General features: G+C 72.0%; 27 protein-coding genes. 12 read left to right on the top strand and 15 right to left on the bottom strand.

What is annotated here, in order from left to right; genetic code table 11:
* Window positions 1–76: 76 nt before the first annotated feature.
* The 11 genes from BLS95_RS20290 to BLS95_RS20240 all read right to left on the bottom strand — a co-directional run bounded on the left by BLS95_RS20290 (window position 77) and on the right by BLS95_RS20240 (window position 11,516).
* Window positions 77–916, bottom strand: coding sequence for an alpha/beta fold hydrolase (locus BLS95_RS20290; protein ID WP_245765173.1), 840 nt, complete (start codon window positions 914–916; stop codon window positions 77–79).
* Window positions 892–1,278 (bottom strand): VOC family protein, encoded by a 387-nt coding sequence (locus tag BLS95_RS20285; RefSeq protein WP_090933525.1) that lies wholly within the window; start codon window positions 1,276–1,278, stop codon window positions 892–894. Before BLS95_RS20285 ends, BLS95_RS20290 begins: the two co-directional genes overlap by 25 nt.
* Before the next feature lie 95 nt (window positions 1,279–1,373).
* Complete coding sequence (locus BLS95_RS20280; protein WP_176993292.1) at window positions 1,374–2,327, bottom strand: AraC-like ligand-binding domain-containing protein; 954 nt, start codon at window positions 2,325–2,327, stop codon at window positions 1,374–1,376.
* Window positions 2,328–2,516: 189 nt separating this feature from the next.
* Window positions 2,517–3,446: a lipoyl synthase gene (lipA, locus tag BLS95_RS20275; protein WP_090933521.1), complete on the bottom strand. Its 930-nt coding sequence runs from the start codon at window positions 3,444–3,446 to the stop codon at window positions 2,517–2,519.
* 42 nt (window positions 3,447–3,488) lie between these two features.
* A complete protein-coding gene (locus BLS95_RS20270) occupies window positions 3,489–4,469 on the bottom strand; it encodes a M48 family metalloprotease (protein ID WP_090933519.1) in 981 nt (326 codons plus the stop codon).
* A 58-nt stretch (window positions 4,470–4,527) separates the two neighbouring features.
* Window positions 4,528–5,223, bottom strand: coding sequence for a lipoyl(octanoyl) transferase LipB (lipB, locus tag BLS95_RS20265; RefSeq protein WP_090933517.1), 696 nt, complete (start codon window positions 5,221–5,223; stop codon window positions 4,528–4,530).
* A gap of 37 nt (window positions 5,224–5,260) precedes the next feature.
* Window positions 5,261–5,998 carry a Type 1 glutamine amidotransferase-like domain-containing protein gene (locus BLS95_RS20260; RefSeq protein ID WP_090933515.1) on the bottom strand — a complete coding sequence of 246 codons (738 nt, stop codon included), beginning with the start codon at window positions 5,996–5,998 and terminating at the stop codon, window positions 5,261–5,263.
* Window positions 5,999–6,040: 42 nt separating this feature from the next.
* Window positions 6,041–6,934 (bottom strand): TIGR01777 family oxidoreductase, encoded by an 894-nt coding sequence (locus BLS95_RS20255; RefSeq protein WP_090933513.1) that lies wholly within the window; start codon window positions 6,932–6,934, stop codon window positions 6,041–6,043.
* A gap of 110 nt (window positions 6,935–7,044) precedes the next feature.
* Entirely contained in the window at window positions 7,045–8,520 is a 1,476-nt protein-coding gene (sucB, locus tag BLS95_RS20250) for a 2-oxoglutarate dehydrogenase, E2 component, dihydrolipoamide succinyltransferase (protein ID WP_090933511.1), read from the bottom strand.
* Window positions 8,521–8,558: 38 nt separating this feature from the next.
* Complete coding sequence (gene lpdA, locus BLS95_RS20245; protein ID WP_090933509.1) at window positions 8,559–9,923, bottom strand: dihydrolipoyl dehydrogenase; 1,365 nt, start codon at window positions 9,921–9,923, stop codon at window positions 8,559–8,561.
* Between the two features lie 123 nt (window positions 9,924–10,046).
* The gene (locus BLS95_RS20240) at window positions 10,047–11,516 is read right to left on the bottom strand and encodes a leucyl aminopeptidase (RefSeq protein WP_090933507.1); all 1,470 of its coding nucleotides are present in this window, start codon (window positions 11,514–11,516) and stop codon (window positions 10,047–10,049) included.
* Between the two features lie 105 nt (window positions 11,517–11,621).
* Here BLS95_RS20240 and BLS95_RS20235 point away from each other — a divergent pair, with 105 nt between their 5' ends.
* The 3 genes from BLS95_RS20235 to BLS95_RS20225 are packed head-to-tail and all read left to right on the top strand — an operon-like array spanning window position 11,622 to window position 13,821.
* Window positions 11,622–11,969: a GntR family transcriptional regulator gene (locus tag BLS95_RS20235; RefSeq protein ID WP_176993291.1), complete on the top strand. Its 348-nt coding sequence runs from the start codon at window positions 11,622–11,624 to the stop codon at window positions 11,967–11,969.
* Window positions 11,966–12,937, top strand: coding sequence for a hypothetical protein (locus BLS95_RS20230; protein ID WP_090933505.1), 972 nt, complete (start codon window positions 11,966–11,968; stop codon window positions 12,935–12,937). Before BLS95_RS20235 ends, BLS95_RS20230 begins: the two co-directional genes overlap by 4 nt.
* Window positions 12,934–13,821, top strand: a complete 888-nt coding sequence (locus BLS95_RS20225; protein ID WP_090933503.1) for a CPBP family intramembrane glutamic endopeptidase — start codon at window positions 12,934–12,936, stop codon at window positions 13,819–13,821. Before BLS95_RS20230 ends, BLS95_RS20225 begins: the two co-directional genes overlap by 4 nt.
* An 80-nt stretch (window positions 13,822–13,901) precedes the next feature.
* Here the strand turns inward: BLS95_RS20225 and BLS95_RS20220 are convergent, their stop codons facing one another.
* Window positions 13,902–14,648, bottom strand: a complete 747-nt coding sequence (locus BLS95_RS20220) for an adenosylcobinamide-GDP ribazoletransferase (RefSeq protein ID WP_245765172.1) — start codon at window positions 14,646–14,648, stop codon at window positions 13,902–13,904.
* Between the two features lie 34 nt (window positions 14,649–14,682).
* Here BLS95_RS20220 and BLS95_RS20215 point away from each other — a divergent pair, with 34 nt between their 5' ends.
* Window positions 14,683–15,483 carry an ABC transporter ATP-binding protein gene (locus BLS95_RS20215; RefSeq protein WP_090933501.1) on the top strand — a complete coding sequence of 267 codons (801 nt, stop codon included), beginning with the start codon at window positions 14,683–14,685 and terminating at the stop codon, window positions 15,481–15,483.
* Window positions 15,484–15,917: 434 nt separating this feature from the next.
* Here the strand turns inward: BLS95_RS20215 and BLS95_RS56890 are convergent, their stop codons facing one another.
* Complete coding sequence (locus BLS95_RS56890) at window positions 15,918–17,312, bottom strand: bifunctional adenosylcobinamide kinase/adenosylcobinamide-phosphate guanylyltransferase (protein ID WP_245765171.1); 1,395 nt, start codon at window positions 17,310–17,312, stop codon at window positions 15,918–15,920.
* Between the two features lie 195 nt (window positions 17,313–17,507).
* On the opposite strand from BLS95_RS56890, the gene BLS95_RS20200 reads away from it, so the two are divergent.
* Window positions 17,508–17,714 carry a hypothetical protein gene (locus BLS95_RS20200; protein WP_090933497.1) on the top strand — a complete coding sequence of 69 codons (207 nt, stop codon included), beginning with the start codon at window positions 17,508–17,510 and terminating at the stop codon, window positions 17,712–17,714.
* Between the two features lie 71 nt (window positions 17,715–17,785).
* On the opposite strand, the gene BLS95_RS20195 is transcribed toward BLS95_RS20200, so the two are convergent.
* Window positions 17,786–18,784, bottom strand: coding sequence for an aldo/keto reductase family protein (locus tag BLS95_RS20195; protein WP_090933495.1), 999 nt, complete (start codon window positions 18,782–18,784; stop codon window positions 17,786–17,788).
* 56 nt (window positions 18,785–18,840) lie between these two features.
* Between BLS95_RS20195 and BLS95_RS20190 the strand changes: the two genes are divergently transcribed.
* Window positions 18,841–19,974 carry a hypothetical protein gene (locus tag BLS95_RS20190; RefSeq protein WP_143043808.1) on the top strand — a complete coding sequence of 378 codons (1,134 nt, stop codon included), beginning with the start codon at window positions 18,841–18,843 and terminating at the stop codon, window positions 19,972–19,974.
* Window positions 19,975–20,015: 41 nt separating this feature from the next.
* Here the strand turns inward: BLS95_RS20190 and BLS95_RS20185 are convergent, their stop codons facing one another.
* Complete coding sequence (locus BLS95_RS20185) at window positions 20,016–20,600, bottom strand: DUF3043 domain-containing protein (RefSeq protein WP_245765170.1); 585 nt, start codon at window positions 20,598–20,600, stop codon at window positions 20,016–20,018.
* A gap of 177 nt (window positions 20,601–20,777) precedes the next feature.
* On the opposite strand from BLS95_RS20185, the gene BLS95_RS20180 reads away from it, so the two are divergent.
* The 6 genes from BLS95_RS20180 to BLS95_RS20155 all read left to right on the top strand — a co-directional run.
* The gene (locus BLS95_RS20180; RefSeq protein ID WP_245765198.1) at window positions 20,778–21,569 is read left to right on the top strand and encodes a PspA/IM30 family protein; all 792 of its coding nucleotides are present in this window, start codon (window positions 20,778–20,780) and stop codon (window positions 21,567–21,569) included.
* The gene (gene pspAA, locus BLS95_RS20175) at window positions 21,566–21,844 is read left to right on the top strand and encodes a PspA-associated protein PspAA (protein WP_090933487.1); all 279 of its coding nucleotides are present in this window, start codon (window positions 21,566–21,568) and stop codon (window positions 21,842–21,844) included. The genes BLS95_RS20180 and pspAA overlap by 4 nt, the downstream gene beginning before the upstream one ends.
* A 5-nt stretch (window positions 21,845–21,849) precedes the next feature.
* Complete coding sequence (htpX, locus tag BLS95_RS20170) at window positions 21,850–22,749, top strand: zinc metalloprotease HtpX (RefSeq protein WP_090933486.1); 900 nt, start codon at window positions 21,850–21,852, stop codon at window positions 22,747–22,749.
* 6 nt (window positions 22,750–22,755) lie between these two features.
* Complete coding sequence (pspAB, locus tag BLS95_RS20165; RefSeq protein ID WP_090933483.1) at window positions 22,756–23,316, top strand: PspA-associated protein PspAB; 561 nt, start codon at window positions 22,756–22,758, stop codon at window positions 23,314–23,316.
* Window positions 23,317–23,353: 37 nt separating this feature from the next.
* Window positions 23,354–24,844 (top strand): alpha/beta fold hydrolase, encoded by a 1,491-nt coding sequence (locus BLS95_RS20160; protein ID WP_090933480.1) that lies wholly within the window; start codon window positions 23,354–23,356, stop codon window positions 24,842–24,844.
* A gap of 131 nt (window positions 24,845–24,975) precedes the next feature.
* On the top strand, window positions 24,976–25,864 hold an 889-nt coding region (locus BLS95_RS20155; RefSeq protein WP_176993290.1), incomplete at its 3' end, for a serine/threonine-protein kinase.

Raw genomic sequence — 25,864 nt, 5'->3', positions numbered from 1 at the left:
AGTGTCACCGCTGGACCGAGCGCTCGGTAGGTACCCGGCCGCCGCGTCGCGTAAAGCCCACACCCGCGGGCGGCCCTCACCCCGCCACGAAGAACTCCAGCAGCTCGGGCACCAGCGCCTCCGGCGCCACGTTGTGCGCCTGGCCCTCCAGCACCCGGTGGACCGTGCCGGGCACCGCCGCCGCCACCGCCAGCCCGGCACTGGCCATCCAGCCGGCGCTGTGCTCGCCGTTGAGCACGAGCGTCGGCTGTTCGACGGCGGCCAGCACCCGCGTGGGCAGCGCGTTGCCGGGCCCCAGCACGGCGGCCTCGTAGGCGAGGGTGTGCGCGAGCGCCTCCATCTGCGGCCAGGACGGCTGCGCGCGCATCGCGGCGACGGCCTCGGGCGGCGCCTCGGCCGCCTCCACCATGAACCGGCTCACCGCCTCGCCCCGCCGGCCCGTCCTGACCAGCGTGCCGAGCTGCTCCGCGAAGTCCGGCGGCAGCGTGGGGGCGCTGTCGTCCACGTGGTACGGCGGCTCCCACAGCGCCAGCTTCGACACCGCCGGGTTCCCGGCGGCCGCCCGCAGAGCCAGCGCCGCGCCCGACGAGCCGCCGAACACCATCGCCGTCCCGCCCGCCGCCTCGATGACGGCGGCCAGGTCCTCGACCTCCCGTTCGACGGCGTACGGAGCGGTGTCCCCGCTGTCGCCGCGACCCCTGCGGTCGTAGTCGAACACCGCGAACCACGGCGCCAGGGCGGTCGCCACGCCCGCGAGGGTGGCGTGCCCCCTGGCCGTGAACGCGCCGTGGACCAGCACGATCGCCGGCCCCGCGCCGTATCGGTCGAAGACGATCGTGGTGCCGTCCTTCGAGGTGACCCTGCCCGTGACCGGAGCCTCCACGGCCTGGCTCATCCGGCGGGCTGGATCAGGCACAGCGCCTCCCAGTGGTGCCCGTCGAGGTCGGCGAAACCACGCTGGTAGCGGACGCCGTCCTCCTGCTTGACGCCCGCCGGGGTGGCACCGGCGGCCAGCGCCTTGTCCACCAGCTCGTCCACCTGGGCCGGGTTCTCCACCCCGAGCACCAGCACCGCCTCGGTGGTCTTGGTGGCGTCGGAGATCTCCTTGGCGACGTAACCGGCGAACGTCGGCTCGGTCAACAGCATGACCTGCGTAGTCTCGCTGATGATCACCGACGCCATGCCCTCGGCCATGCCGAAGAGGGTGAAGCCGAGGTCGGTGAAGAACTGCTTTGACCGGTCCAGATCCTTGACCGGCAGGTTGACGAAGAGCTGCATCTTTCTGGTTCCTTCCAAACGATCGGTCGAACACCACTCAGTCTGCTGATCTACGACCCGCCGGTCTTGGATCCTGGTGCCAGGCGACTTGACGATCAGCGCACAGCATGCAGACGGCGGTACTCGGCGGGCGGCATCCCGTACGCGCGCCGGAACAACCTGCTGAAGTGCGCCGAGTCCGGCAGCCCCCACCGGGCCCCGATCTCGCTCACGGACCCGCCGCCCTGGGCCAGGTCGGCGCGGCAGCGCTCCAGGCGCCGCTGCCTGATCCAGGCGGCCACCGTGGTGTTCTCCGACTCGAACAGCCGGTGCAGGTAGCGCACGGAGATGTGGTGCGCGGCCGCCACCGTCGCCGGGTCGAGGTCGCTCTCACCCAGGCGCTGCTCGATGAAGGCGTGCACCTGCAGCGACAGGGTCCGCTGCCGGGTCTCGGCGGGCAGCGCGAGCGGCTGTTCGGCGCGTTCGGCGAGGGCGGTGCCGACCAGGTCCATCACCACGGTCGAGAGCCTGGCCGCGCTGGCCGGCTGGTAGCTCTCGTGGTCGTGGGCCACCCGGCGCAGCAGCGGCACGGCCAGCGCGGCGGTCCCCGACTCGGCCGTGATGGGGACCGCGGTGAGCGCGGCGGCGGTGCCGGCGGGCAGGGCCAGCAGGTCGCGCGGGAAACTGAACACCGCGAGCTGCACCGAGGAGTCGTAGGCCAGCTCGTAGGGGCGGGCGAAGTCGTAGATCGCGAACTCGCCCTTCCCGAGCCGGGCACACCTGCCGTCCTGGATCAGGCGCGGGCTGCCGGCCATGGCCAGCACCACCCGGTAGAGCTCGGGGCTGTCGCGGTCGATGAGGCCGGGGGTGCGATGCACGCTGTGCGGGGTGGACGTGCGCACCCGGCCGACGCCCACCGGGCCGAGCTGCCCGATCTCGACCTCGCCCCGCAGCGGCGCGTCGGGGTCGATCCGCAGGTCGAGCGGGCCGAGGATGTCGCACACGATGCCGCGCCAGGCGTCGTGGCGCCGCTTGGCGGGCAGGTCACTCGTACGGATCAGAACGGCCATGCCTGCCCTCCGTCGGCTGGGATGCCATGGTAGCGACGCCCCTCCCGACGAAGTCACCCGGACAGGGGCATTCCGGTATGAACCGGTCCCGGGCATGAAGCACCCCGGACATGAGGCGGCCCCGGATGTGAAGTACCCCGGGACATGAGGCGGCCCCGGGCGCGGGGCGCCCGGGGCCGTCCTGGTCGGTCACACGATCTGGCGTGCCTCGATCGCCTGCTTGTAGAGCTTGCCCGCCCGGTAGGACGAGCGGACCAGCGGCCCGGACAGGACCCCGGCGAACCCGATGGCCTCGGCCTCGGCCTGCAGCTCCACGAACTCCTCCGGCTTCACCCAGCGCTCCACCGGGTGGTGGCGGGGCGTCGGCCGCAGGTATTGCGTGATCGTCAGCAGGTCGGTGCCGGCCGCGTGCAGGTCGCGCATGGCCTCGGCGATCTCCTCGCGGGTCTCGCCCATGCCCAGGATCAGGTTGGACTTGGTCACCAGCCCGGCCGCGCGGGCCATCGTGATCACCGCCAGCGAGCGGTCGTAGCGGAAGGCCGGCCGGATGCGCTTGAAGATCCGCGGCACCGTCTCGACGTTGTGCGCGAACACCTCGGGCCGGCTGGAGAAGACCTCCTCCAGCTGGTCGCGGTGGCCGTTGAAGTCGGGCACCAGCAGCTCGACGCCGCAGCCCGGCAGCAGGTCGTGGATCTGGCGCGCGGTCTCGGCGTAGAGCCAGGCCCCGCCGTCGGGCAGGTCGTCCCGGGCCACGCCGGTCACGGTGGCGTAGCGCAGGCCCATCTGCTGGACGGACTCGGCCACCCGGCGCGGCTCGTCACGGTCATAAGCCTTCGGCTTGCCCGTGTCGATCTGGCAGAAGTCGCAGCGGCGCGTGCACTGGTCGCCGCCGATGAGGAAGGTCGCCTCGCGGTCTTCCCAGCACTCGTAGATATTGGGACAGCCCGCCTCTTCACAGACCGTGTGCAGGCCCTCCCGGCGCACGAGCGATTTCAGCTCGGTGTATTCGGGGCCCGTCTTCAGCTTGGTCTTGATCCACGGGGGCTTGCGCTCGATAGGGGTCTCGGCGTTACGCACCTCCAGGCGGAGGAGCTTTCGGCCTTCAGGAGCAACGGTCACCCACTCAGCTTACGTCTCCCGGGGAATCGGCCGGTTCCAGGGTCAGGAGATGAGGCCGAAGCCCCGGATCGCCCGCGTGTAGTGGGCCGACAGCTCCTCGTCGATCTGCCCGGACTCGCGGGTGCCGAGCAGCTCGGAGTCGGGGGCCGAGGTGAGCACGCCGTCGTCGGTGAGCCGGAACCTGACCAGCGCCGCCTGTCTGATCGAGGCGACGCTCTCGCCGCGCAGCGCCGCCGCCTGCATCGGGGCGAGGTAGCCGCCGGACGCCTGCTCCGCGAGGGCCGCCAGGTCCCGCTCCGGGCAGGCCCGCAGCGCCCGCTCATGCCGCCGCCGCTCGGCCTGCTCCTCGTCGGCCTGGGCGAGCCTGGTCAGCGGGATGTGCACCAGCAGCAGGGGCCAGCCGAGCACCCGCCCCACCATGCGGCCGATCACGCCCATCGCCTCGTATGTGGTGCCGGGGTGTTCCATCGGGCCCAGCGGCGAGCCCGCGATCCTGTCCTGGGCCTCCTGCCTGGCCCGCAGCGGCTCGGCCCTCAGCAGGGCGTCCCGCCAGGTGTCCAGTGTGTACAGGGCGGCGCTCACGATCCGTTCGTCGCCCGTCGGCACCCGCGCGTACGCGGTGGCCAGCAGCGCCACCCGCTGCCTGGGCGGCAGCGCCAGCCACAACGGCAGCCCGAGGACCAGCACCGGGGTACGCGGCAGGCCCACCCGGTCATAACGGGTCTCCGTGGCCAGGTCCCTGATCGCCACCTTCGCCGGCCGCCTGACCCGGGCCCGGTCGGCCACCCGCTCCGCGACGGCGTACAGCTCGGGGGCCGAGGCGCGGTCCAGCACCTCGGCGTCGGCCGGCAGGCGGCCCAGGCGGGGCCGCAGGGTCCACCCGACGGCCAGGCACAGCCCGCCGACCAGCCAGGCGAGCAGGGAGCCGGGGTTGGCGAGGATGGCCCACCCGCCCAGCACGACGAAGGCCAGCGTGAGCAGGTGAACGACGAGGGCGAGAAGGACAGCGGCCGCGCGCTTCACACGCGCGATCGTAAGCCGGAAACCGCCCGCATTTCATCGCGGGCCGGTGCCGATTTGATTACCGATGCCGGGTGAGGTCGTCCTCGTGCAGCTCGTACGGCTCCCTGTGCAGGGCCTCCGCCAGCCGCTTCTCCACGATCGGCATGACCTCCTCGACCACGATGCGCCGGCCCGTCTCGGCCGACAGCGAGGAGACGCCGACGCCGGGGATGCCGCACGGCGCGATGCGGTTGAACCAGCGGGGGTCGTTGGCGCAATTGAGGGCGAAGCCGTGCATGGTGACGCCGCGAGCGACGCGCAGGCCGACCGCGCCGAGCTGGCGGTCGGGCAGGCCGAGGCTGGCGTCGCCGGCCGCCCAGACGCCGCCGCGGCCGGGCAGCCGGCGGGCCGTGACGCCGAAGTCGGCGCACACCTGGATCATGGTCTCCTCCAGGCGGCAGGCGTAGGCGGTCACGTCGGTGACGGCGACGATCGGATAGGCCACGAGCTGCCCTGGACCGTGCCACGTGAGCCGGCCACCCCGATCGACGTCGACGACGGGGGTGCCGTCGGCCGGGCGCTCGTGCGAGGCGGTGCGCTTGCCCGCGGTGTAGACGGGTGCGTGCTCAAGGATCAGGACGGTGTCGCTCAGCTCTCCGGCGACCCGCTTGCCGTGCACCCAGCGCTGCAGCGACCAGGCCTGCTCGTAGGGGACGTCGACGCCGAGACGGACGATGGCGAGTGCGTGGGGATCGTCCCCGGGGATGGGGCGCATGAGCCTATTGTGCCGTTGCCTCACCCTTGAAGGGTAATCAGGGGGTCAGCAACCGTGGCTCGATCCGCAACTCCTTGACCCCACCGTCGCCGTCGCCGTCCAGCTTGTACGCGTAAGCACCCGGATCCACGGTCACCGCCTGGATGAACTCGGTGCCCACGTAGTGCAGCGCCACGCCCTCGTCGGCCGCGTAGCCGGCGGGCAGCTCGCCCTCGGCCACCGACTTCTGCAGCAGCGGGCGGCGCTGCGGCTCGGAGTTGTAGTGCACCCCGCACGAGTAGGGCAGGAAGGCCATGCCCTCGGCCCACACCCGCAGGTCGGGGCCGAAGGAGTCGGTGTTGCCCCCGACGTGCCAGCACAGCGCGCCCGCGCTCTGTCCCGACAGCACCACCCCGGCGCGCCACGCCTCCTCGAAGGCCTCGTCGTAGCCGTGCAGCCGCCACAGCACCATCAGGTTGGCCACGCTGCCGCCGCTGACGTAGATCATGTCCTGTTCGAGCATCCACGCGCGGGGGTCCTCGACGTTGGGCATCGGGAACACCGTCAGGTGGCTCAGCTCGACGTCCCAGCCGGAGAAGGCGCCGTACATCTTGAGGATCCAGTCGGACGCGTCGCCGCCCGCCGTGGCGACCAGGCCCAGCTTGGGCCGGTCCTGTCCGGTCAGGTCGAGACCGTAACGCAGCAGCGGGCTCGCCTCGATGACGTTGTGGCGCTTGCTCGGGCGGAACGATCCACCGCCGATGGCGAGGATGTGCGACTGTCCTGACCGGCTCATGTCAAGATTCTCCCCACGTTGCGAAAGATGACGAACGGCATCCTAGAGTACGGCGTCCAGCGCGTCACCCAGGCTCGGATGGGCGAAGCGGTAGCCGCTGTCCAGCAGTTTCTTCGGCATGATCCGGTGCCCCGGCAGCAACGCCCCGCGGGCGAACTCACCGAGCCCCGCGGACAGCGCGAACGCCGGCACCGGGATCGGCACCGTGCCCTTGCGCAGGGCCTTGCCGAGCGTGCGGGTGAACTCGGCGTTGGTGACGGGGGAGGGGGAGGTGAGATTGACCGGCCCCTCTATGTCACGATTTTTCAACAGATGGAGAACGGCTCCCGTCCAGTCGTCCACCGAGATCCACGACCAGTACTGCCTGCCCGACCCGAGCGGCGCCCCCAGCCCCATCCGGAAGATCGGCAGCACCCGTCCCAGGACCCCGCCGCGCTTGCTGAGCGCCATCCCCGTGCGCGCCTGCACGGTCCTGACCCCCGCCGTGCCGGCCTTCCTGGCCTCGTGCTCCCACGTCTCGCACAGGTCCGCCAGGAACCCCGTGCCCTTGCCCTGACTCTCGTCGATCACCCGGTCGCCCGTGTCGCCGTAGAAGTCCACGCCGGAGGCGGACACGAGGACCTCGGGCGGTTGTGACAGCCGCCCCAAAGCGTCGACCAGGACGCGCGTGCCCGACACCCGGCTGTCCAGCAGCTCCCGCTTGTACTCGGCGGTCCAGCGCCGGTCGCCGACCGACGCCCCGGCCAGATGGACCACGCCCTCGGCGCCTTCGAGCGCGGCCTGGTCGATCTCCTGCTCGGCGGGCTGCCAGAACGCCTCGTCGGCGGCGCGGGGCTCGCGCCGTACGAGCTTGACGACCTCCTGCCCGTCCGCCCGCAGCGCCTCCACCAGCGCGCTTCCCAGCAGCCCCGACGCTCCCGTCACGATGATCGCCATCCCCTCACAGTACGCCGCCCGGATCGCCCCGGCGCGGCACCTGCGCGGGTGTCGCGGGGCGGGCACGAAAAAGCCGGGCGGCCCGTACGGACCGCCCGGCTGTGGGATGACTACACGAGGCCGAGCTGCGCCTCGAAGCGGCCCTCCTCCAGACGGCGCTTCACCGTCGTCAGGAACCGGGCCGCGTCCGCCCCGTCCACCAGGCGGTGGTCGTAGGTCAGCGCCAGGTAGACCATCGACCGCACCGCGATGACCTCGCCCTCAGCCGTGTCGATCACCACCGGCCGCTTGACGACGGCGCCCGTGCCGAGCATGCCGACCTGCGGCTGGTTGAGGATCGGCGTGTCGAACAGGGCGCCGCGGCTGCCCGTGTTCGTCAGCGTGAACGTGCCGCCGGTGATCTCGTCGGGCGTCACCTTGTTGGCGCGCGTGCGCTCGGCCAGGTCGGCCGTCTTGCGGGCGAGCCCGGCCAGGTTGAGGTCGCCGGCGTTCTTGATGACCGCCGCGATCAGGCCGCGCTCGGTGTCGACCGCGATGCCCAGGTGCTCGACGTCGAAGTAGGTGACCTCCATGGTCTCGTTGTTGATCGTCGCGTTGAGCTTCGGGTGCTGCTTGAGCGCCTCGATCGCGGCCATCTCGAAGAACGGCATGAACGACAGCTTGACGCCCTCGCGCCGCAGGAAGTCGGCCTTGGCCTGGTCGCGCAGCCGGGCGATCCTGGTGACGTCGACCTCGACCACCGTGGTGAGCTGGGCCGCCGTCTGCAGCGACTCCACCAGCCGCTTCGACATCGTCTGGCGCAGCCGCGACATCTTCTCCGTACGGCCGCGCAGCGTCGTGTCGACCTCCACCGGCTCGGGCGCCGCGGCGACCGGGGCCTGCGCGGCGGCGGGAGCGGCGGCGGCGGGAGCGGGCTGCGCGGGCTGGGCGGCGGCCGGAGCCGGCGCGGCCTGGGCCGCGGCGGCCCGCTCGCGCTGCGCCTTGGCCGCCTCGAGCACGTCCTGCTTGCGGATCCGGCCACCCACGCCGGTGCCGGTGACCGTGTCGAGGTTGACGCCGTGCTCGTTGGCGAGCTTGCGCACCAGCGGCGTCACGTACGGGCTCTCGCCCGTCGCGGGCAGCGCCGTGGGCTCGGCGGCCGGCGCCGGCTGCGCCTGGGGAGCGGCCTGCGGCGCGGGCGCGGGAGCCGGAGCGGGGGCCGGAGCCGGAGCGGGAGCCGCGGGAGCCGCGGGAGCCGGCTGCGGGATGGAGGAGGCCGGCGGCGCCGGGGCGGGCTCGGGCTCCGGCTCCGGCTGCGCGGCCTGGGCGGGCGCGGCCTCGGGAGCCGCGGCGGGCGCGCCGGGCTGGCCCGCCTCGTCGATGAGGGCGAGCTCGGCCCCGACCTCCACCGTCTCGTCCTCAGCCACGAGGATCTTGGTGAGAACACCCGCGGACGGCGACGGGATCTCCGTGTCGACCTTGTCGGTCGACACCTCGAGGAGCGGCTCGTCGGCCTCGACGCGCTCGCCTTCCTTCTTCAGCCAACGGGTTACCGTGCCCTCGGTCACGCTCTCGCCGAGCTGGGGCATCTGTACGGAGACCGGCATCGTTATCTTCTCTCGCGTTCTGATCTCGAGGGCTTGGACTAGTTGTGTACGTGCAACGGCTTGCCGGCCAGGGCCAGCATCGCCTCACCGACGGCCTCGGACTGGGTCGGGTGTGCATGGATGAGCTGGGCGACCTCTGCGGGCAGCGCCTCCCAGTTGTAGATCAGCTGCCCCTCCGTGACGAGCTCGCCGATGCGCCGGCCCACCATGTGGACACCGACGACCGGGCCGTCCTTCCGGGCGAGGACCTTCACGGCGCCCGCGGTGCCGAGGATCTGGCTCTTGGGGTTTCCCGCGAGGTCGTAGACCTGCTCGACGATCTCGATGCCGCGCTCGGCGGCCTGCGCCGACGTGATCCCGACCGAGGCCACCTCGGGGTCGGAATAGGTGATCCGGGGCACGCCCGCGTAGTCGATGGGCGGCGGGTTGAGGCCGGCGATGTGCTCGGCCACCATGATCCCCTCGGCGAACCCGGCATGCGCGAGCTGGAGCGTCGGGATCAGGTCGCCGATGGCGTAGATGCCGGGCACGGACGTCCGGCAGTGCTCGTCGACCACGACCGCGCCGCGCTCGATGTTGATGCCCTGCTCCTCGAAGCCCATGCCCGCCGACACCGCGCCCCGGCCGACCGCGACGAGCAGCAGCTCGGCGTCGAGGGTCTTGCCGCTGGCGAGGGTGACGACCACGCCGGTCTCGGTGGTCTTGGCGCTGTCGAAGAAGACGCCGAGCTCGTATTTGATGCCACGGCGGCGGAAGGCCCGCTCCAGCAGCTTGGAGCTGGACTCCTCCTCGGTCGGCAGCAGGTGCGGCAGGGCCTCGACGATCGTGACCTCGGCCCCGAACGAGCGGTAGACGCTGGCCAGCTCGACGCCGATCACACCGCCGCCGAGCACGATCACCGAGCTGGGCACGTGGTCCATGGTGAGCGTGTGCTCGCTGGTGATGACGCGCACGCCGTCGATCTCCAGGCCGGGCAGCGTCTTCGGCGCAGAACCGGTGGCCAGGACGAGGTTGCGGCCCTCGTAGACCTCGGACCCCACCTGGATCCTGTCCGTGCCGACCAGCCGGCCCTCGCCCTCGACGATCGTCACGCCCGCGGCCTTCAGCAGGCCCTGCACGCCCTTCCAGGCGCGCGTGACGATCTTGTCCTTGAACGTGTGCACGCCCTGGACGTCGATGCCCTCGAAACGCGCCTTGACGCCGAAGGACTCGCTCTCACGGGTCTCGTCGGCGACCTCGGCGGAGTGCAGCAGAGCCTTCGTGGGGATGCATCCCCGGTGCAGGCAGGTGCCGCCGATCTTGTCCTTTTCGATCAGGGCGACCGACTTGCCCAGCTCGGCCGCCCGAAGCGCGCAGGCGTAGCCGCCGCTGCCGCCACCTAGGACGACGATGTCATAGGCCACAGGAAGGCTCCTTGTCGGGGTGTTCGTGATGCCGTCATCTTTTCATTTGTTTCCAGGGCTCGCGTGCCGCTCGGTGCAGATGCCCGCGTGCCGCCGGGTGTGAACGCCCACGTGCCGCTCCCTTCAGCGGCTCGCGTGCCGCTCGGCGAGCGCGATGAGGGTGCGGGTGATGACGCCCGTGCCGCCCTTGGGCGTGTAGCCGTGCGCCTCGCCCGTGTTGTAGGCGGGGCCGGCCATGTCGATGTGCGCCCAGCGAACCCCGTCGGGCACGAACTCCTTCAGGAAGACGCCCGCCGTCAGCATGCCGCCCCACCGCTCGGGGCTGACGTTGGCGATGTCGGCGACGGCCGAGTCGAGGCCCTTGCGCAGCTCCTCGGGCAGCGGCATGCCCCAGGCGCCCTCGCCGGCCGCGTTGGCCGTCTCGACGACCATCTCCCTGACGTCGTCGTCGTTGGCCATGACGGCCGCCGTGCGCCAGCCGAGCGCGACGATCTGGGCGCCGGTGAGCGTGGCGACGTCGACGATGAGGTCCGGCTCGTCCTCGGCCGCGCGGGTGATGCCGTCCATGAGCACCAGGCGGCCCTCGGCGTCGGTGTTGAGCACCTCGACCGTCTTGCCGCTGTAGCTGTGGAGCACGTCGGACGGGCGCTGCGCGGTGCCGCTGGGCAGGTTTTCCGCCAGGCAGAGGTAGCCGATCACGTTGACCGGCAGGCCGAGCCTGGCGATGCCGACGAGCGCGCCGAGCACCGTGCCCGCGCCGCCCATGTCGGACTTCATCACGTCCATGGACGCCGCCGGCTTGAGCGACAGGCCGCCCGAGTCGAACGTGATGCCCTTGCCCACGAACGCCAGCGTGCTGGTCGCGTCGGGGTGGCTGTAGGAGAGGCGGACCAGCCGCGGCCCGTTGACCGAGCCCTGGCCGACGCCGATGAGGCCGCCGTAGCCGCCCTCCTTGAGCTGCTGGTCGTCGAGCACCTCGACGCTCACCCCGGCCTTGTCGGCCTCCTGCTCCGCGATCTCGGCGAACTTGGCCGGCCACAGGTCGGAGGGGGGCGTGTTGACCAGGTCGCGGACCAGGGCCACGGAGTCGGCCAGCACGTCGGCGCGCCGGGCGGCCTCCTCGGACTGCCCGGAGACCACCGTGAGCTCCGCGACCGGGGGCTTCTGCTCGCCGTTGGTGCGGTAGCGGGAGAAGTCATACGCGCCGAGCAGCCCGCCCAGCGCCACGGCCTCGGCCTCCTCGGGGGTGTCCGCGGGCAGGACGAGCGCGGCGCGCGAGGTGCCGGCGAGGGAGCGTACGGCCGTGCCCGCGGCCCGGCGCAGGACCTCTGTGTCGGGGGACTCGCCCAGGCCGACCGCGACCAGCAGCGGGGCGGCGACGGCCCCGAACGTGGGGAGCTTGGCCAGCTCGCCGGCCTTGCCGGTGAAGGAGACAGCGTCGAGGACGTCGCCGAGCCTGCCGCTGAAGGCCGAGTCGAGGGAGTCGGCGCCCGTGGCGGGACGGGGGCCGTCCGGGCCGGACCTGAAGCCGACGATCAGTGCGTCGGTGTCGATCGAGACGGGATCTGCTGAGTTCAGCCGCACAGTGGTCACGTAAACCGATGCTATCCACGGTTTCTACGTACTCACAAACAGGGGTTCATCCCACCAATCAATGGTCATGAAACACAGCGAATTGGTGCTAATGTCATTAGCACCATGCTACTGACGCTGGATCTCAACGACCCCCGACCCCTGCACGAGCAGGTCGCCGGGGCCATCCGCCGGGCCATCGGCGAGGGCTCCTACCGCCCGGGAGACCGTCTGCCGCCCGCCCGCGACCTGGCCCTGGCGCTCGGCATCAACTCCAACACCGTGCTGCGCGCGCTGCGCGACCTGCGGGACGAGGGGTTGCTGGAGTTCAGGCGGGGGCGCGGGGTCAGCGTGGCGGGTCGCGTGGACGGTCGCGCGCTGCTCGTGCAGCGGCTGCGCGACCTGTTGGAGGAGGCGAGGAGGCACGGTTACGACCGTGACGACCTCATCACCATCCTGGAGGAGTTGTCATGAATCCCCGAGTCGCTGTCGCTCTCGTCTGGGGTCTGCTGGTCACCGTCGCACTGATCCTCATCCCGCCCCTGCTGCGCGACCGGCTGCCCGATCCGATGGCCACGCACTGGGGGCCCGGCGGGGCGGACGGCTCGTCGCCGTTGACCGCGGCCCTCACCGCGCAGGTGCTGGTGTGGGTGGTGCCCTGGTTGATCGCCCTGGCCATGGCGCTGCGCGGCCGGGTGCTGGTCCGCAGGCTCGGCCGGATCTACTGGTGCGCCGCCGTGGCCTTCTGGAGCGTGATGGCGCTCGGGATGGCCGGCACGATGCTGCTGGCCAACCTTGACGTGCCCGACTGGACGCGGGCCGAGCTGCCGGGATCGCACGTCGCGGCGCTCGTTCTCGTCGCCGCGGCGGCCGGTGCGCTGGCCGGCTTTCTGGGCCGGGGCGGGCCGGACCAGGCGCCCGCGGCGGGCGAGCAGCCGCCGAGCCTGCGTCTGAGGCCGGGCGAGCGCACGGTGTGGGTCAGCCGCATCGGGAACCCGTGGCTGGTCGCGGTGTCCGTGGCCGGGGTCGCCACGCTGTCCGTGGTGGTCGTGCTGGGCCTCGTCGGCGCCATGCCCGGCGCCGCCGCGGGCACCGCGCTGCCCGCGCTCGCCATCACGCTGGTCGTCGCGCTGGCGACCGCCTCGCTCACGGCCCGGGTGAGCGAGGACGGGCTGGCGATCGGGTTCGGGCCGTTCGGCTGGCCCGTGCGCCGGATCCGGCTGTCCCAGATCCTCTCGGCGTACCCGGAGGAGCGCTTCCCTAGCCAGGTCGGCGGCTGGGGCTTCCGCGGGATGTCCGGCAGCGCCACCATCATGTTGCGCGGCGGCGAGTGCCTGATCATCCGCTACCGTTCGGGGGGTCAGCTCGCGATCAGCATCGACGACGCCGCCCGCGGCGCATCCCTCATCAACGCCCTCATCGCGGAGCGAGTGGAACAGTGAAGAGACCCCTGCTCGTTTTCATCGCCCTGGCCTTCGGGCTGAGCTGGGCGATCATGTTGCCCGTGTGGCTCGACGGCGGGCTGGACTCGCCGCTGCTGGCGCTGTCGGCGTCACTGATGATGCTCACGCCCACGCTGGGCGTGCTCGGCGTGTGGGCGGTCTCGCGCACGCCCGCCCGCGAGTGGGCCCGGCGGACCGGCCTGACGCTCGGCGAGCGCCGGCGGCGCACCGGCGGGCTGGTGCTGGCCGCCTGGCTCGGCGTCCCGCTGCTGGCGCTGCTCGCCATGGGCATCAGCGCCGCCCTCGGGCTGGTGTCGCTGGACCTCGGGCGGCTCAGCCTGTTCCGGGAGGCGATCGAGGAGGGGGGCGTGTCCGCCCCCGCCGACCTCGGCTCGGTGGCCGTCCTGCAACTCGTGGTGGCGACGCTTGTAGGTCCCGTGGTGAACGCGGTGCTGGCGTTCAGCGAGGAGTGGGGCTGGCGCGGCTGGCTGGTGCCCCGGCTCGTGTCCTCCAACGGCGTGCTCGCCGGGCTCGTGTTCTCCGGGGCCGTGTGGGGTCTGTGGCATGCCCCGCTCACCCTGCTCGGTTACAACTACCCGCTCCTCGGCTCCTGGGCGGCGCTCTGCTTCATCGGCTTCTGCGTGCTGGCGGGGGTGCTGCTCGGCTGGTTGCGGCTGCGTACGGGCAGCATCTGGCCCGCGGTGGTGGCGCACGGCTCGCTGAACGCCATCGTCCCGCAGGTCCTGCTGCTCGGCGACGCCGCCGCGCCGCCCAACGAGGTCCTCGCCGGACTGACGGGCCTGACGGGCTGGGCGCTGCTGGCCCTGACCGGCGCGGCCCTGCTCCGCCTCATCCCGGTACGCCGCCCGCAACCGGTCGGCTGACCCGGTCACGGCAGGCGGGACCGGTCGGCCGAGGTCTAACCCTCGCCGGATTGGGGGACCCCACCCCGCCCGGGCGGGGCTCAGCCGAGCAGCGCGCACACCACCAGGGCGGCGGCCATGGCGGTTTCCACGAGGGCGCCCAGGACGTCGCCCGTGATCCCGCCGAGGCGCCGCCCGGCGTGCCGGAGCAGCAGCAGGGCGGCGCCCAGCCCGGCGAGCAGGCCGAGCGGGAGCACGACGGCGCCCGTGGTCCCGGAGTCCAGGGTGCCGAGCCCGGCCGCGATGAGCAGGGCGGCCGGGGTGGCGAGCCAGGGGGCGGAGGGGCGTACCGTGCCCGCGACCATCGCACCCAGCCCGCCCGGCCGGGCGGCGGGGACGCCCGCGCGGCAGGCCCACGTCAGGGCCAGCCGCCCGGCCACGCAGGCGGTCACCAGGGCCGCGTACCCCGCCTCCGCCAGCGCGGTCGCCTGGATGAGCAGCGTGAACACCAGCGCCATCACGCCGAACGGCCCGATGTCCGACTTTTTCATGATGTCGAGCGCCTGATCGGCGGGCTTGCCGCTGCCGAGCCCGTCCGCGAGGTCGGCGAGCCCGTCCAGGTGCAGGCCCCGGGTCAGCACGGCCAGCAGTCCGAGCGCCAGCGCCGCCCCCAGCAGCGGCGGCCCGGGCAGTAACGCGGGCAGCCCGGCGACCCCGCCCAGCACCAGTCCGACGGCCGGGGCCAGCACCATCGCCTGCCCCGCGACCTCCCGGTCCACCCGCTCGACTCGCACAGGGAAGACGCTGAGCGTGCCGGCGGCGAACCGCATCCCGTGCATCAGTCGCATAACGCGCGATCCTAGGTCCCACTAGGGTGGCGGAATGCACGTGGTTGAACTGGAAGGCGTTGGAGTCCGAGTCGTCGGCAAGTCGCTGCTCGACGGAGTCGATTGGCGAGTGGACTACGGCGACCACTGGGTGATCCTCGGCCCCAACGGCGCCGGCAAGACGACGCTGCTGTCACTGGCGGGCGCCGTTCGTCACCCCAGCGAGGGCACAGTGCGCGTGCTCGGCCACCAGCTCGGCCGGGTGGACGTGCGAGAGTTGCGCCGCCACATCGGCCTGGTCGCCGCCAGCCAGCGGCTGATCGACGAGGAGCTGATGGAGGAGGAGGGCGCGACCGCGCACACCGTCGTGCTGACCGGGCACACGGGGACGAGCGTTCCGCTCTGGGACAAGTACGGCACCGCCGAGCGCGACCGGGCCCACCGGCTGCTGGCCGACCTGGGGTGCAAGGATCTGGCCGAGCGGCCGTTCCGGGTGTGCTCGCAGGGGGAGCGGGCCCGGATCAGGGTGGCCAGGGCGCTCATGGCGGACCCGGCCGTGCTGCTGCTCGACGAGCCGTTCGCGGGGCTCGACCTGCCCGCGCGGGAGGACCTGATCGCCGCCCTGGAGGACCTGGCCGCGACCCGGCCCGTGCTCACCACCGTGATGGTGAGCCACCACCTGGAGGAGGTTCCGGCGACGACCACGCACGCGATGCTGATGGGCGACGCCCGGGTGCTGGCCGCCGGGCCGGTGGCCGACGTTCTCACGCCGGCCAACCTCTCCGACTGCTTCGGCCGCCCCCTCCACGTGGACCGCCTCGACGGCCGCTGGTACGCCCGCGCCCTCCGCCCATAACCCCCTGACCCGCCCCCGGCCTCACGGCCCTGCGTGGCCTCAGGGCCCCGCCGGGCTTCACGCGTCGGGCCGCGCCTCACGGCTCGGGCCGCGTCTCAGGGCCGCGTCACACTGCCCGGGCCGCGCCTCACGGTTCGGGCCGCGTCTCAGGGCCGCGCCTCACGATTCGGGCCGCGTCTCAGGGCCGCGCCTCACGGCTCGGGCCGCGTCTCAGGGCCGCGTCACACGGTCACACTGCTCGGGCCGCGTCACACTGCTCGGGCCGCCCGGGCGGCCCGGCGCATCACCGTCACGCAGCTTGTCCGTCCCTCTGCCTATCACCCTGCCTGGCGCACTGCCTGTCGGGCTGCCTGTTCCCCTGCCGGTCGCGCTGCCCGTTGCGTTTTGGGCGCTGTCGGTCGCCTTGGTGGTCGCGCTGGCCGTCGTGGCCGGGGTCAGAGTTCGAGCACGCGGCCCGCGACCACCAGGGCCACGTACTCGGACTCGGCGGCGAGGCGTTCGTTGAGGCGGCCGAGGGCGTCCCGGAAGGCCCGCCCGCTGGCCGTGGCGGGCACCACGCCCATGCCCACCTCGTCGGACACCGCCACGACGGGCTGCCGCGCCTGACGCCACGCCGTCACGAGCTCGTCGCAGCGGGCCTCCACCGGCGCCCTGTCGCCCTCCCAGGCCCCGTGCTCGTCGAACACCGCCGCCAGCCAGGTGCCGAGCCCGTCGATCAGCAGCGGCGTGGTGGCGTGCCCGATCGCGCCCACGAGGTCGGTGGTCTCGGCCGTCGCCCAGTGCGCGGGTCGCCGCCGTCGATGCGCCCGCACCCGTGCCGCCCACTCACCGTCGCCCGCGCCGTCCGGGCCGGTGGCGACATAGGTGACGTACGGCTCGGCGGCCAGCCGGGCCTCGGCCTCGGCCGACTTCCCGGACCGGGACCCACCCAGCAGCAACGCCCGCCGCGGCTGCCGACCGCCCCACACGCTGACCACCCCCGCCGCCGCACTCGCGCCCGCGCCCGCGCCCGAGGATGGTGCCGCGCCCGAGGATGGTGCCGCGCCCGAGGATGGTGCCGCGTCCGAGGATGGTGCCGCGTCGGCGGGGTGTGCCGTGTCCGGGGGTGGTGCCGCGTCCCAGGGTGGCGCCGCGTCGGCGGGGTGCGCCGCGTCTGGGGGTGGTGCCGCGTCTGGGGGTGGTGCCGCGTCCCAGGGGGGTGGCGCCGTGTCTGGGGGTGGCGCCGTGCCTCGGGGTGATTCCGCGTCCGCGGGTGGTTTCGTGTCTCGGCGTGGTTTCGCGTCCAGGGGTGGTTCCGTGCCTCCGGGTGGCTTCACGCTCGGGGGTGGTTCCGTGTTCGTGGGCAGGTCCGTGCGCGTGGGCAGGTCCGTGTTCGTGGACAGTTCCGTGCCGTCGGGGACGGTGATTGCGCCCCAGGAGTGCAGGCGCCGGGCGAGTTCCGACTCGGAGCGCACGCGGTGGTCCAGGCCGATGGCCACCACCTGGGTCGCGTCGTCGGCCAGACCCGTCCGGCGCAGGGCACCGAGCCGTTCCGGGTGGTCGAGGAGGTCGATCAGCACCACGTCATAGCGAGCGGGGCCGTCGGTGGGCACCGCCCGCCCCGCCGGGAGGTGGAGCAGGGTCGCGCCGTCGGGGCAGATCAGGCCGAGGCCGCCCGCGCAGGCCCGGTAGCCCGCCGGCAGTTCCGCGGCGGGGAAGCGGATCACGCCGTCCACGACCAGCTCGAACGGGCGGCGATGGCCGGGCGCCAGACCGGCGCACGAAGCGCATCCGCAGCCGGGTTCCGGCCAGCCCGCCGCGCCGCCCGTACCGGAGAGAAGGACCTTCACCGCGCAGAGCGTACAAAGGCCCTGGGGCGTCTGACCGGCGGGGGTCCTTCCCGCTCGATGGCCGGGTTGCCGTGAAGGCGGGCGCAGCCGCGACACGATACGCGCGCAGCGGCGATCGACCTCCAAGCTTCGGGAGTAGGGTTCCAGTGCCTGCGGAGGGTGCGCCGGCGAACCCGCGGAGAAGGAGCGTATGGCATGACATGGCGGTGGCGTTATGAGACTGCAAACGGTGGTGAGGTAACCGATCGCCCCTTGCCGCGAGAGGTCTTTCCGAGCCAGGCGGACGCCGAGTCCTGGCTCGGCGAAAACTGGCGTGACCTGCTCGAATCGGGAGTCGAACAGGTCGCCTTGCTCGATGAGGACCGCGTGGAATACACGGGATTGGCATTGCGTCCGGAGTAGGCGCCCGGGAAAGTGAGAACCCCTTGAGCGCTGATGCGGCTCAAGGGGTTTTTGTTGGTGTCGCGGTGTTGTCAGCGGTTACGCGGGCTCACGGTCTTGGCGGGGTCGCGCTCCACGATGTCGCCGAGTGCCTCGTCGATCCGGCGCAGTACCTCGTCGTCGAGCTTGACGCCCGCCGCCTTGACGTTGTCGCGGACCTGCTCCGGACGGCTGGCGCCGACGATGGCGCTGGAGACGTTCGGGTTCTGCAGGACCCAGGCGATGGCCAGCTGCGCCATGGTCAGGCCCAGGTCGGCGGCGATCGGCTTGAGCTCCTGGACGCGGGTGAGGACGTCGTCGTTCATGAACCGGGAGATCATGTTGGCGCCGCCGTTGGCGTCCGTCGCCCGCGAGCCTTCCGGCGGCTGCTGGCCGGGCACGTACTTGCCGGTGAGCACGCCCTGGGCGATCGGCGACCAGACGATCTGGCCGATGCCCTCCTTCTCGCTCAGCGGCACGACCTCGGCCTCGATGACCCGCCACAACATCGAGTACTGAGGCTGGCTGGAGACGATCCGGTCCAAGCCCATCTCATCAGCGATCTTCAACGCCTGGGCGATCTGCTCGGCGGTCCACTCGCTGACGCCGATGTAGAGGACCTTCCCCTGGCGTACGAGGTCGTCGAACGTCTTGAGGGTCTCTTCCAACGGGGTGTCGAAGTCGAAACGGTGCGCCTGGTAGAGGTCGACATAATCGGTCTGCAAGCGGCGCAGCGAGGCGTGGATCGACTCGGTGATGTGCTTGCGCGACAGCCCGCGGTCGTTCTGGCCAGGGCCGGTCGGCCAGTAGACCTTGGTGAAGATCTCCAGCGACTCCCTGCGCACGCCCTTCAACGCCCGGCCGAGCACCTCCTCTGCCTTCGTCCCCGCGTAGACGTCCGCGGTGTCGAACGTGGTGATGCCCTCGTCGAGGGCCGCCTGCACACACTGCTTGGCGGCGTCCTCCTCTACCTGGGAGCCGTGCGTGAGCCAGTTGCCATAGCTGATCTCGCTGATCTTGAGACCGCTGCGACCAAGGTGTCGGAATTCCATGGATCAGACCTTATGCCCAGACATGTGATGATCTGTTTCGGGATAGGGTGCGCGGCGTGCTGAAGCTCGTACGCCTGGCGCTGACGGCGGCCGTTCTGACCGCGATCGGGATACGGCTGCGCCGACGGGCCCGCATGCCGCGGGCCGGGGTACCCGCGATCCCGGCGCAGGGGCGGGCACGCTCTTCGGGCGCGCGGATGGGGCTGGTGTGGGGCGGGATCGCGGTGATCGTGGCCGTCACCCTGGTGGCCGCGCTGGTTCCCACGCGGGCGCAGGAGGAGGCGGAGGCGCGGTGGCGGGCCTACCAGGCCGAGCAGGACGCCATGACCGCCGAACTGCTGCGGTCGGAGGCCGAACGGCCACAGGCGAGCCTCCCGGCGCCCACCGGGACGCCAGGCGTCCTGCCCACGGGGACGCCGGGTGCTTCGGCCACGGGGACACCAGGCGCCCTGCCCACGGAAACGCCGGGCGTCCTGCCCACGGAAACGCCGGGCGCCCTGCCCACGGAAACGCCGGGCGCTTTGGCCATGGGGACGCCGGGGGTGGCGGGGGCTGAAACGGAGAGTCCGGATCCCTACTGCTCGCCTTCGCCCCGGCCCGTCACCGTGCGGCCGATCGACCCGGAGGTCAAGCGGGCGGTGGACCGGCAGTGGCGGCGGATCGAGCGCTGGTTGAGGGAGAACGCGCCGCGCACCTATCGGACGCTCGGCGCTCCCGGCAAGGCGCGGACGATCGCCGTCGCCGAGTCCCAGATGGGCGTGGACTTCCCCGACGACCTGCGGGCCTCGCTCCTGCGGCACAACGGCTCGCACGGGGCGTGGGCGTTCGGGTTCGGCTTCGGGTTCGACGGCGCGATCAACCTCGGCACCCGCGAGATCAGGGACGCCTGGCGCTGGATGTGCTCCTGGGAACGTACGGACTTCGGCACGGACCCCAGCATCGAACACTGGAACGGAAGGATGATCCCGTACCTCGACCTCAGAGGCGACTCGGAAGCGACGCCCTACGGGGTGGTGGACTCGGTGACCGGCGAGGTGGGCTGGCACGACGGGATCGGCGGCATGGCGCCGCGCCATCCGTCCTACTACAGGCTCATGCGGGCCGTCGCCGACGCCCTGGAGCAGGGCACGGCGATCGGCGACTGGCGGCCCACGGTCAAGCGCGGCGTGCTGCGCTGGAGGATGTCATGACGTCCGCCGGAAAGATGTGACCGAAATTTCGGAAATTTCTGTCACTTCTTGGCGGGCACCGGCTTGCCGCCCGGCAGCACCTGAGGCGGCGGGAATCGCAGCTTGCGGATCTGCAAAGCCCGCATCGCCGCGTAGAAGCCCACGCCCCTGGTGCTCTCGTTCGGCAGCTTCTCCGCGACCAGCCGCTTGATCCGCCATGCGACGTAGACAGAGGTGAGGAGCACCCCGATCATCATGATCGGCCAGCCCACCGCGATCACGATGTTGAGCACCGCGGCCCGGATCTCGATGGGCCATGGCACCCAGGTCGCCAGCAGGATAAGTAGCGAGAACGGCAGGAAATACTGGCTCGGCAGGCGCCGGGCGTCGACCCAGTCACGCGCCAGCTTGCGCGCCGGACCCTTGTCCCGGGCGGGAAGATAGCGCTCGTCACCTGCCAGCATGCCCTGGCGGGCCCTGTCGCGCTGAGCGGCCTGCTTGGCGCGCATCTGCCGGTAGGCCTCTTTGCGGTCTTTGGGGGCCGAGACCGGCTGGCGCCGGCTGCCTTCGGCATCCCGGCGCTTGGGTGTGGGACGACCTTTACCCTGGGGCTTAGGATCGTCAGCGGGGACGGGGGTGTCGTCCACAGTGGTTTGGGAACGGCGTCGCAACACGACGTCAACCCTACCTGGAGTGCAACTTAGTGACGCCCTCGTGCGTTATGCGTAGGGTAATCCCAAGGCGGTTGCGCTGCATTGGGAGAACACCAGCACGACCTTAGAAGGGGACGGCCGACGCGCATGAGCGTGATGAAGAGACTTTCCATGATCTTCAAGTCCAAGGCCAACAAGGCCTTGGACAAGATGGAGGATCCACGCGAGACCCTCGACTACTCCTACCAGCGGCAACTGGAGCTGCTGCAGAAGGTGCGCCGGGGCGTGGCGGACGTCGCCACCTCGCGTAAGAGGGTTGAGTTGCAGGTCACGGGTCTGGAGAAGCAGGCCCAGCGGCTTGAGGAGCAGGGCCGCAAGGCGTTGTCCGTCGGCCGCGAGGACCTGGCTCGCGAGGCGCTGCAGCGCCGGTCCAATCTGCAGACGCAGATGGCCGACCTGAAGGTGCAGCATGACAACCTGCAGGCCGAGGAGGAGAAGCTGACCACGGCTTCCCAGCGGTTGCAGGCCAAGGTCGACTCCTTCAGGACGAAGAAGGAGACGATCAAGGCGACCTACACCGCCGCTGAGGCGCAGACTCGCATCAACGAGGCGTTCTCCGGCATCTCCGAGGAGATGGGCGACGTCGGTCTGGCGATCCAGCGCGCCGAGGACAAGACGGCGCAGATGCAGGCCCGCGCGGGCGCGATCGACGAGCTGCTGGCCAGTGGCGCGCTCGACGACTACAGCGGCACCCGCGGTGACGACATCCAGGCCGAGCTCGACCGCATGGGCGGCGGCATGGACGTCGAGCTGGAGCTCGCCCGGATGAAGGCCGAGCTGGGTCAGGGCCCGGCGCCGAAGAGTGCCATCGAGCAGGGTCAGCCGCAGCAGCAGGCCCAGCCGCAGCAGCAGGGCCAGGGCGGCCAGACCCAGCAGTTCCGTCAGCCTGGGGAGGGCGCATGATTGTCAGGATCATGGGCGAGGGGCAGGTGGAGATCTCCACCGACGACATCTCGATCCTCAACGAGCTGGACAGCGAGCTCGAAGCGGCCATCGACGCGAGCGACGAGCAGGCGTTCCGCGTCAAGCTGCACGCGTTGCTCGACAAGGTGCGCCACGTGGGCAAGGCGCTTCCCGACGACAGCCTTGAGCCGTCAGAGCTGATCCTTCCCCCCGCGGACGCCTCGATCGAGGAGGTCCGGGAGATGCTGGGCGACCAAGGTCTCATCCCGGGCTGAGTCCCGTGCGTACGCGGTTCGCGTCCGATCGCGGCCTGACCAGCCGCATGGTCGTGACGATGTTCCTGCTCGGGCTGCTCTACGTGGTGTTCGTCGGCATCCTGGTCGCCGTGGGCGTACAGGTGCTGACCGTGCTGGTGCTGGCCGGAGGCCTGCTGCTCGTCCAGTTCTTCCTGTCCGACCGCATCGCGCTGTTCGCGATGCACGGGCGGGAGGTCTCGCCGCAGGAGGCCCCGGAGCTGCATGGCCTGATCGACCGGCTGTGCGCGCTCGCCGACATGCCCAAGCCGCGGGTGGCGATCGCGGATTCCGACGTCCCCAACGCGTTCGCCACCGGCCGCAACCAGAAGCGAGCGGTCGTCTGCGTGACGACCGGCATTCTCCGCAGGCTGGAGCCCCAGGAGCTCGAGGGCGTGATCGCCCACGAGCTCTCGCACGTCGCGCACCGCGACGTCGCCGTCATGACGATCGCCTCCTTCCTGGGCATCGTGGCCGGGCTCATGACCAGGTTCGCGCTCTTCGCGGGGCTGGGCGGGCGCCGTAACGGCGGCCAGGGCGGGATTCCCATCGGGTTGATCATCGTGCTGGTCTCGGCCCTCGTGTACGCCGTCAGCTTCCTGCTCACCCGCGCCCTGTCGCGCTATCGCGAGCTGGCCGCCGACCGCGCGGGCGCGCTGCTCACGCAACGCCCGTCGGCTCTGGCCAGCGCGCTGGTCAAGGTGACCGGCGACATGGCCAGGATCCCGACCCGCGACCTGCGCGAGGCGGAGCCGTTCAACGCCTTCTACTTCGCGCCCGCGCTGGCCAAGGGCGCGTCGCTGGCGAGCCTGCTCGCCACGCACCCGCCGCTCGAACGGCGGCTGGAGCAGCTGGCGACCATCTCCAAGCAGCTCGGCAGGGGGTGACCCGGCATGGGCTGGCTCGACGCGCTCCTGGGGCGCTCAAAGCCGGTCAAGCCCAACCTTGACGCGCTGTTCGCACTGCCGTCCGCGGCCGTGACGTTGCAGGCCGCGACCGGTCTCGTTCCCACCGGTCTCGGCTCGGTGGCGTTCCGGGCCGCGGAGGGCGGCGCGTTCGCCACCCTCGAACGCGACGTCAAAGCGCTGCTCGGGGGCCGCGTCGAGGAGTCCCATGACGACTACGGCTACACCTGGCTGCTGGTGAGCCGCCCGCCGGACGCGCTGAGCGACCTCGTGACGGAGCTGCACGCGGTGAACTCCTCGCTGGAGTCGGCCGGGTTCGGGCCCTCGCTGCTGTGCTCCCTGGTGTCGTTCACCGCGCCCGAGGGCGGCGGGCGGCTCGCGGTGGTCTATCTGTACAAGCGGGGCACGTTCTACCCGTTCGCGCCGGCGGCCGGGCAGCGGCGGGACAACGCCCTCGAACTGCAGGCCAGGGCGGCGCTGGCGGGTGAGCTGCCGCTGGAGGAGGATCTCAGCCGCTGGTTCCCGGTTTGGGGTGCTCCCGGGCTCTGATTTCGGACTTCGTTACCCATAGTGATCTAATTGTCACGTGGAGCGAAGGTTGTTGGTGCTCGCGGCTTCCGCGTTCATTGTGGCGGCGGTCCTGAGCAGCGCGTGGATCACCGGCCAGTTCACCACGCCGGCGGTCGACCGTACCGACGGCTACGTCAGCGAACTGGCCGCCAGGAACCAGCCGTGGACGCGGCTGTTCCGGGTGAGCGAGGTGTTGTCGGGGCTGTCGTGCGTGTTCGGCGTGGCGCTGGTGCCGAGGGTGGCGCGCGAGTGGCCGGGCTGGCTGGCGCTGGCCGCGTTCGGGCTGCTCACCTTCGCGGCCGGGCTGTTCCCGCTGGACTGCGCCGCACTGAGCGACCCGGCCTGCGGGCGGGCCGGGACGTCGTTCGCGCACCGGATGCACACGCTGGCCGGGCCGCTCGGCACGGTCGCGGTGCTGGCCGCCATGGTGGTGCTCAGCCTGCGCTGGCGGTCGTGGGTGTCCTGGCTGTTCACCTGGCTGAGCCTGGCCGCCACGCTGCTCACCGTGGCCGCGCACGCCGACCGGCACGGGGTGGGCATCGCGCATCGGGCCCAGCTCACGCTGATCGCGGTCTGGCTGGTGTACGTGGCGGTCCACCTGCTCATCTCCGACGACGACGACCACGACCACCACCAGGCGGCGTGGGACGAGCCGGCCATCACGGTGAACGGGACGACAGGGGCGGGTACGTGGAACAGTGTGGCAGGCGGTGCCGACGGGTACGGGCGGCCGCACGTGGTCGAGCAGGGTGCGGGGCCCGCGGTGCTCATCACGGCCGGGCCCGGGGGCGCCTGGTTCCACTGGGACCGGGTGGCCGGGCACCTGGCCGGAGGCCGCCGCCGCGTCATCCGCTTCGATCGGCCAGGGCTCGGGCTCAGCCCGCGCTCGCCCGCCCCGCCCACCCTGTACGCCGAGGTCGCCCGGCTGGCCGGGCTGTCGCCTGCCCACCCGGAGCGGGTGACCGTGCTCGCCCACGGCGTGGCCTGCTGGCACGCGGAGGCCTTCGCCCGGCTGCACCCGCTCTGCGTGGCCGGGCTCGTCCTGGTGGACCCGGCCTGCGCCGTCCGGCGCCGGCGGCTGGCGCTGGGCGGGAGCGCCGGGCAGTGGTTGCCCGCCCTGGGCGGTACGTGGGGCGCGACCGCCCTGGCCCGCCTCGCGGGACCCGCCGCGCACCGGCTGCTCACCGGCGAGCCCGACCCTTCCGGCGCCTACAGCCTGGGCAAGGTGCCGCTCGCGGTGGCGGGGGAGTGGCTGGCCCGCCGCGACATGGCCGCCGACCTGCGCCTTCTCCGGGGGGAGAAGCCGCTCCCCGGGGTGCCGGTCATCGTGGTCAGCACCGGCGCGCGGGACCCCTGCCGGCAGCGGCTGGCCACCATGCTCGGCGCCCGGCTCGTCCGCCTGCCGGTGTCCCGGCGCCAGGTCCACCTCAAGGCCCCGGAGGCGATCGCCGAGATGGTGTCCGCCATACCCGCGCGCGGCCCGGGGCCCTCCCACCGGAACCCGTAAGGGGGGCACGCAGGGCCGTAGATCGGTCGCGCGGGGTCGTGGGACGAACCAGAATGGCGTGAAAAGACGCCATATATGGGGGTTGCACCATGCCGGACCTCGCGGCTTCACGGCCAGAGGATCCCGTTTCCGTGGGGGACTACGCCGTGGCGGGGCGCCTGGGCGAGGGCGGGCAGGGCATCGTCTACCTGGCCACGGCGCGGGACGGGACCAGGGTGGCGCTCAAGCTGTTACGCGCCGACCTGGCCGGGGACGCCGAGGCGTCGGAGCGGTTCGTGCGCGAGGTGGCGATGGCCCGGCGGGTGGCGCCCTTCTGCACGGCCCAGGTGTTCGAGACCGGACTGTACGGCGGCCGGCCGTACATCGTGAGCGAGTACATCGACGGTCCCACCCTCACGGACGTCGTACGGACGCGCGGGCCGCACTCGGGCACCTCCCTGCACCGGCTGGCCATCGGCACGATCACCGCGCTGGTCGCCATCCACCAGGCGGGCATCGTGCACCGCGACTTCAAGCCGTCGAACGTGGTGCTGGCCTCCGACGGTCCCCGCGTGATCGACTTCGGCATCGCCAGGGCGCTCGACCTCTCCTCCACGCTCACCGGGGCCGTGATCGGGACGCCGTCGTACATGGCGCCCGAGCAGCTCACGGAGTCGAGTCCGGGGCCGAAGTCGGACATGTTCGCGTGGGCCTGCACGCTGTTGTTCGCGGCGTCGGGGCAGCCGCCGTTCGGGGCCGACAGCGTGCCGGCGGTGATCAACCGGATCTTGCACACCGAGCCGGACGTCACCGTCATCCAGGATCCGGCCCTGCGCGCGCTGGTGGCGGAGTGCCTGGCCAAGGACCCGGCGTCGCGGCCGGCCGCGAATGACGCCCTGATGCGCCTGCTCGGCCACACCCCCGCCACAAGCCCCGCCACAAGCCCCGCCACAACCCCCGCCGCCACCCCCGGCTCCCAGCTCCCCGGCTCCCAGCTCCCCGGCTCCCAGCTCCCCGGCTCCCAGCTCCCCGGCTCCCAGC

It is taken from the genome of Nonomuraea jiangxiensis, assembly GCF_900099965.1.
Classification (GTDB): domain Bacteria; phylum Actinomycetota; class Actinomycetes; order Streptosporangiales; family Streptosporangiaceae; genus Nonomuraea; species Nonomuraea jiangxiensis.
This window is presented reverse-complemented; position numbering and strand designations above follow the sequence as displayed.

What these genes read in the sequence shown, in the direction of transcription:
- BLS95_RS20285 (WP_090933525.1), bottom strand. Translation starts at nt 1,278, where the DNA reads ATGCAGCTCTTCGTCAACCTGCCGGTCAAGGATCTGGACCGGTCAAAG.
- BLS95_RS20200 (WP_090933497.1), top strand. Translation starts at nt 17,508, where the DNA reads ATGACATGGCGGTGGCGTTATGAGACTGCAAACGGTGGTGAGGTAACC.
- pspAA (WP_090933487.1), top strand. Translation starts at nt 21,566, where the DNA reads ATGATTGTCAGGATCATGGGCGAGGGGCAGGTGGAGATCTCCACCGAC.
- BLS95_RS20220 (WP_245765172.1), bottom strand. Translation starts at nt 14,648, where the DNA reads ATGCGACTGATGCACGGGATGCGGTTCGCCGCCGGCACGCTCAGCGTC.
- lipB (WP_090933517.1), bottom strand. Translation starts at nt 5,223, where the DNA reads ATGCGCCCCATCCCCGGGGACGATCCCCACGCACTCGCCATCGTCCGT.
- BLS95_RS20180 (WP_245765198.1), top strand. Translation starts at nt 20,778, where the DNA reads ATGATCTTCAAGTCCAAGGCCAACAAGGCCTTGGACAAGATGGAGGAT.
- BLS95_RS20260 (WP_090933515.1), bottom strand. Translation starts at nt 5,998, where the DNA reads ATGAGCCGGTCAGGACAGTCGCACATCCTCGCCATCGGCGGTGGATCG.
- BLS95_RS20195 (WP_090933495.1), bottom strand. Translation starts at nt 18,784, where the DNA reads ATGGAATTCCGACACCTTGGTCGCAGCGGTCTCAAGATCAGCGAGATC.
- pspAB (WP_090933483.1), top strand. Translation starts at nt 22,756, where the DNA reads ATGGGCTGGCTCGACGCGCTCCTGGGGCGCTCAAAGCCGGTCAAGCCC.
- BLS95_RS20230 (WP_090933505.1), top strand. Translation starts at nt 11,966, where the DNA reads ATGAATCCCCGAGTCGCTGTCGCTCTCGTCTGGGGTCTGCTGGTCACC.
- BLS95_RS20235 (WP_176993291.1), top strand. Translation starts at nt 11,622, where the DNA reads ATGCTACTGACGCTGGATCTCAACGACCCCCGACCCCTGCACGAGCAG.
- BLS95_RS20255 (WP_090933513.1), bottom strand. Translation starts at nt 6,934, where the DNA reads ATGGCGATCATCGTGACGGGAGCGTCGGGGCTGCTGGGAAGCGCGCTG.
- BLS95_RS20280 (WP_176993292.1), bottom strand. Translation starts at nt 2,327, where the DNA reads ATGGCCGTTCTGATCCGTACGAGTGACCTGCCCGCCAAGCGGCGCCAC.
- BLS95_RS20215 (WP_090933501.1), top strand. Translation starts at nt 14,683, where the DNA reads ATGCACGTGGTTGAACTGGAAGGCGTTGGAGTCCGAGTCGTCGGCAAG.
- sucB (WP_090933511.1), bottom strand. Translation starts at nt 8,520, where the DNA reads ATGCCGGTCTCCGTACAGATGCCCCAGCTCGGCGAGAGCGTGACCGAG.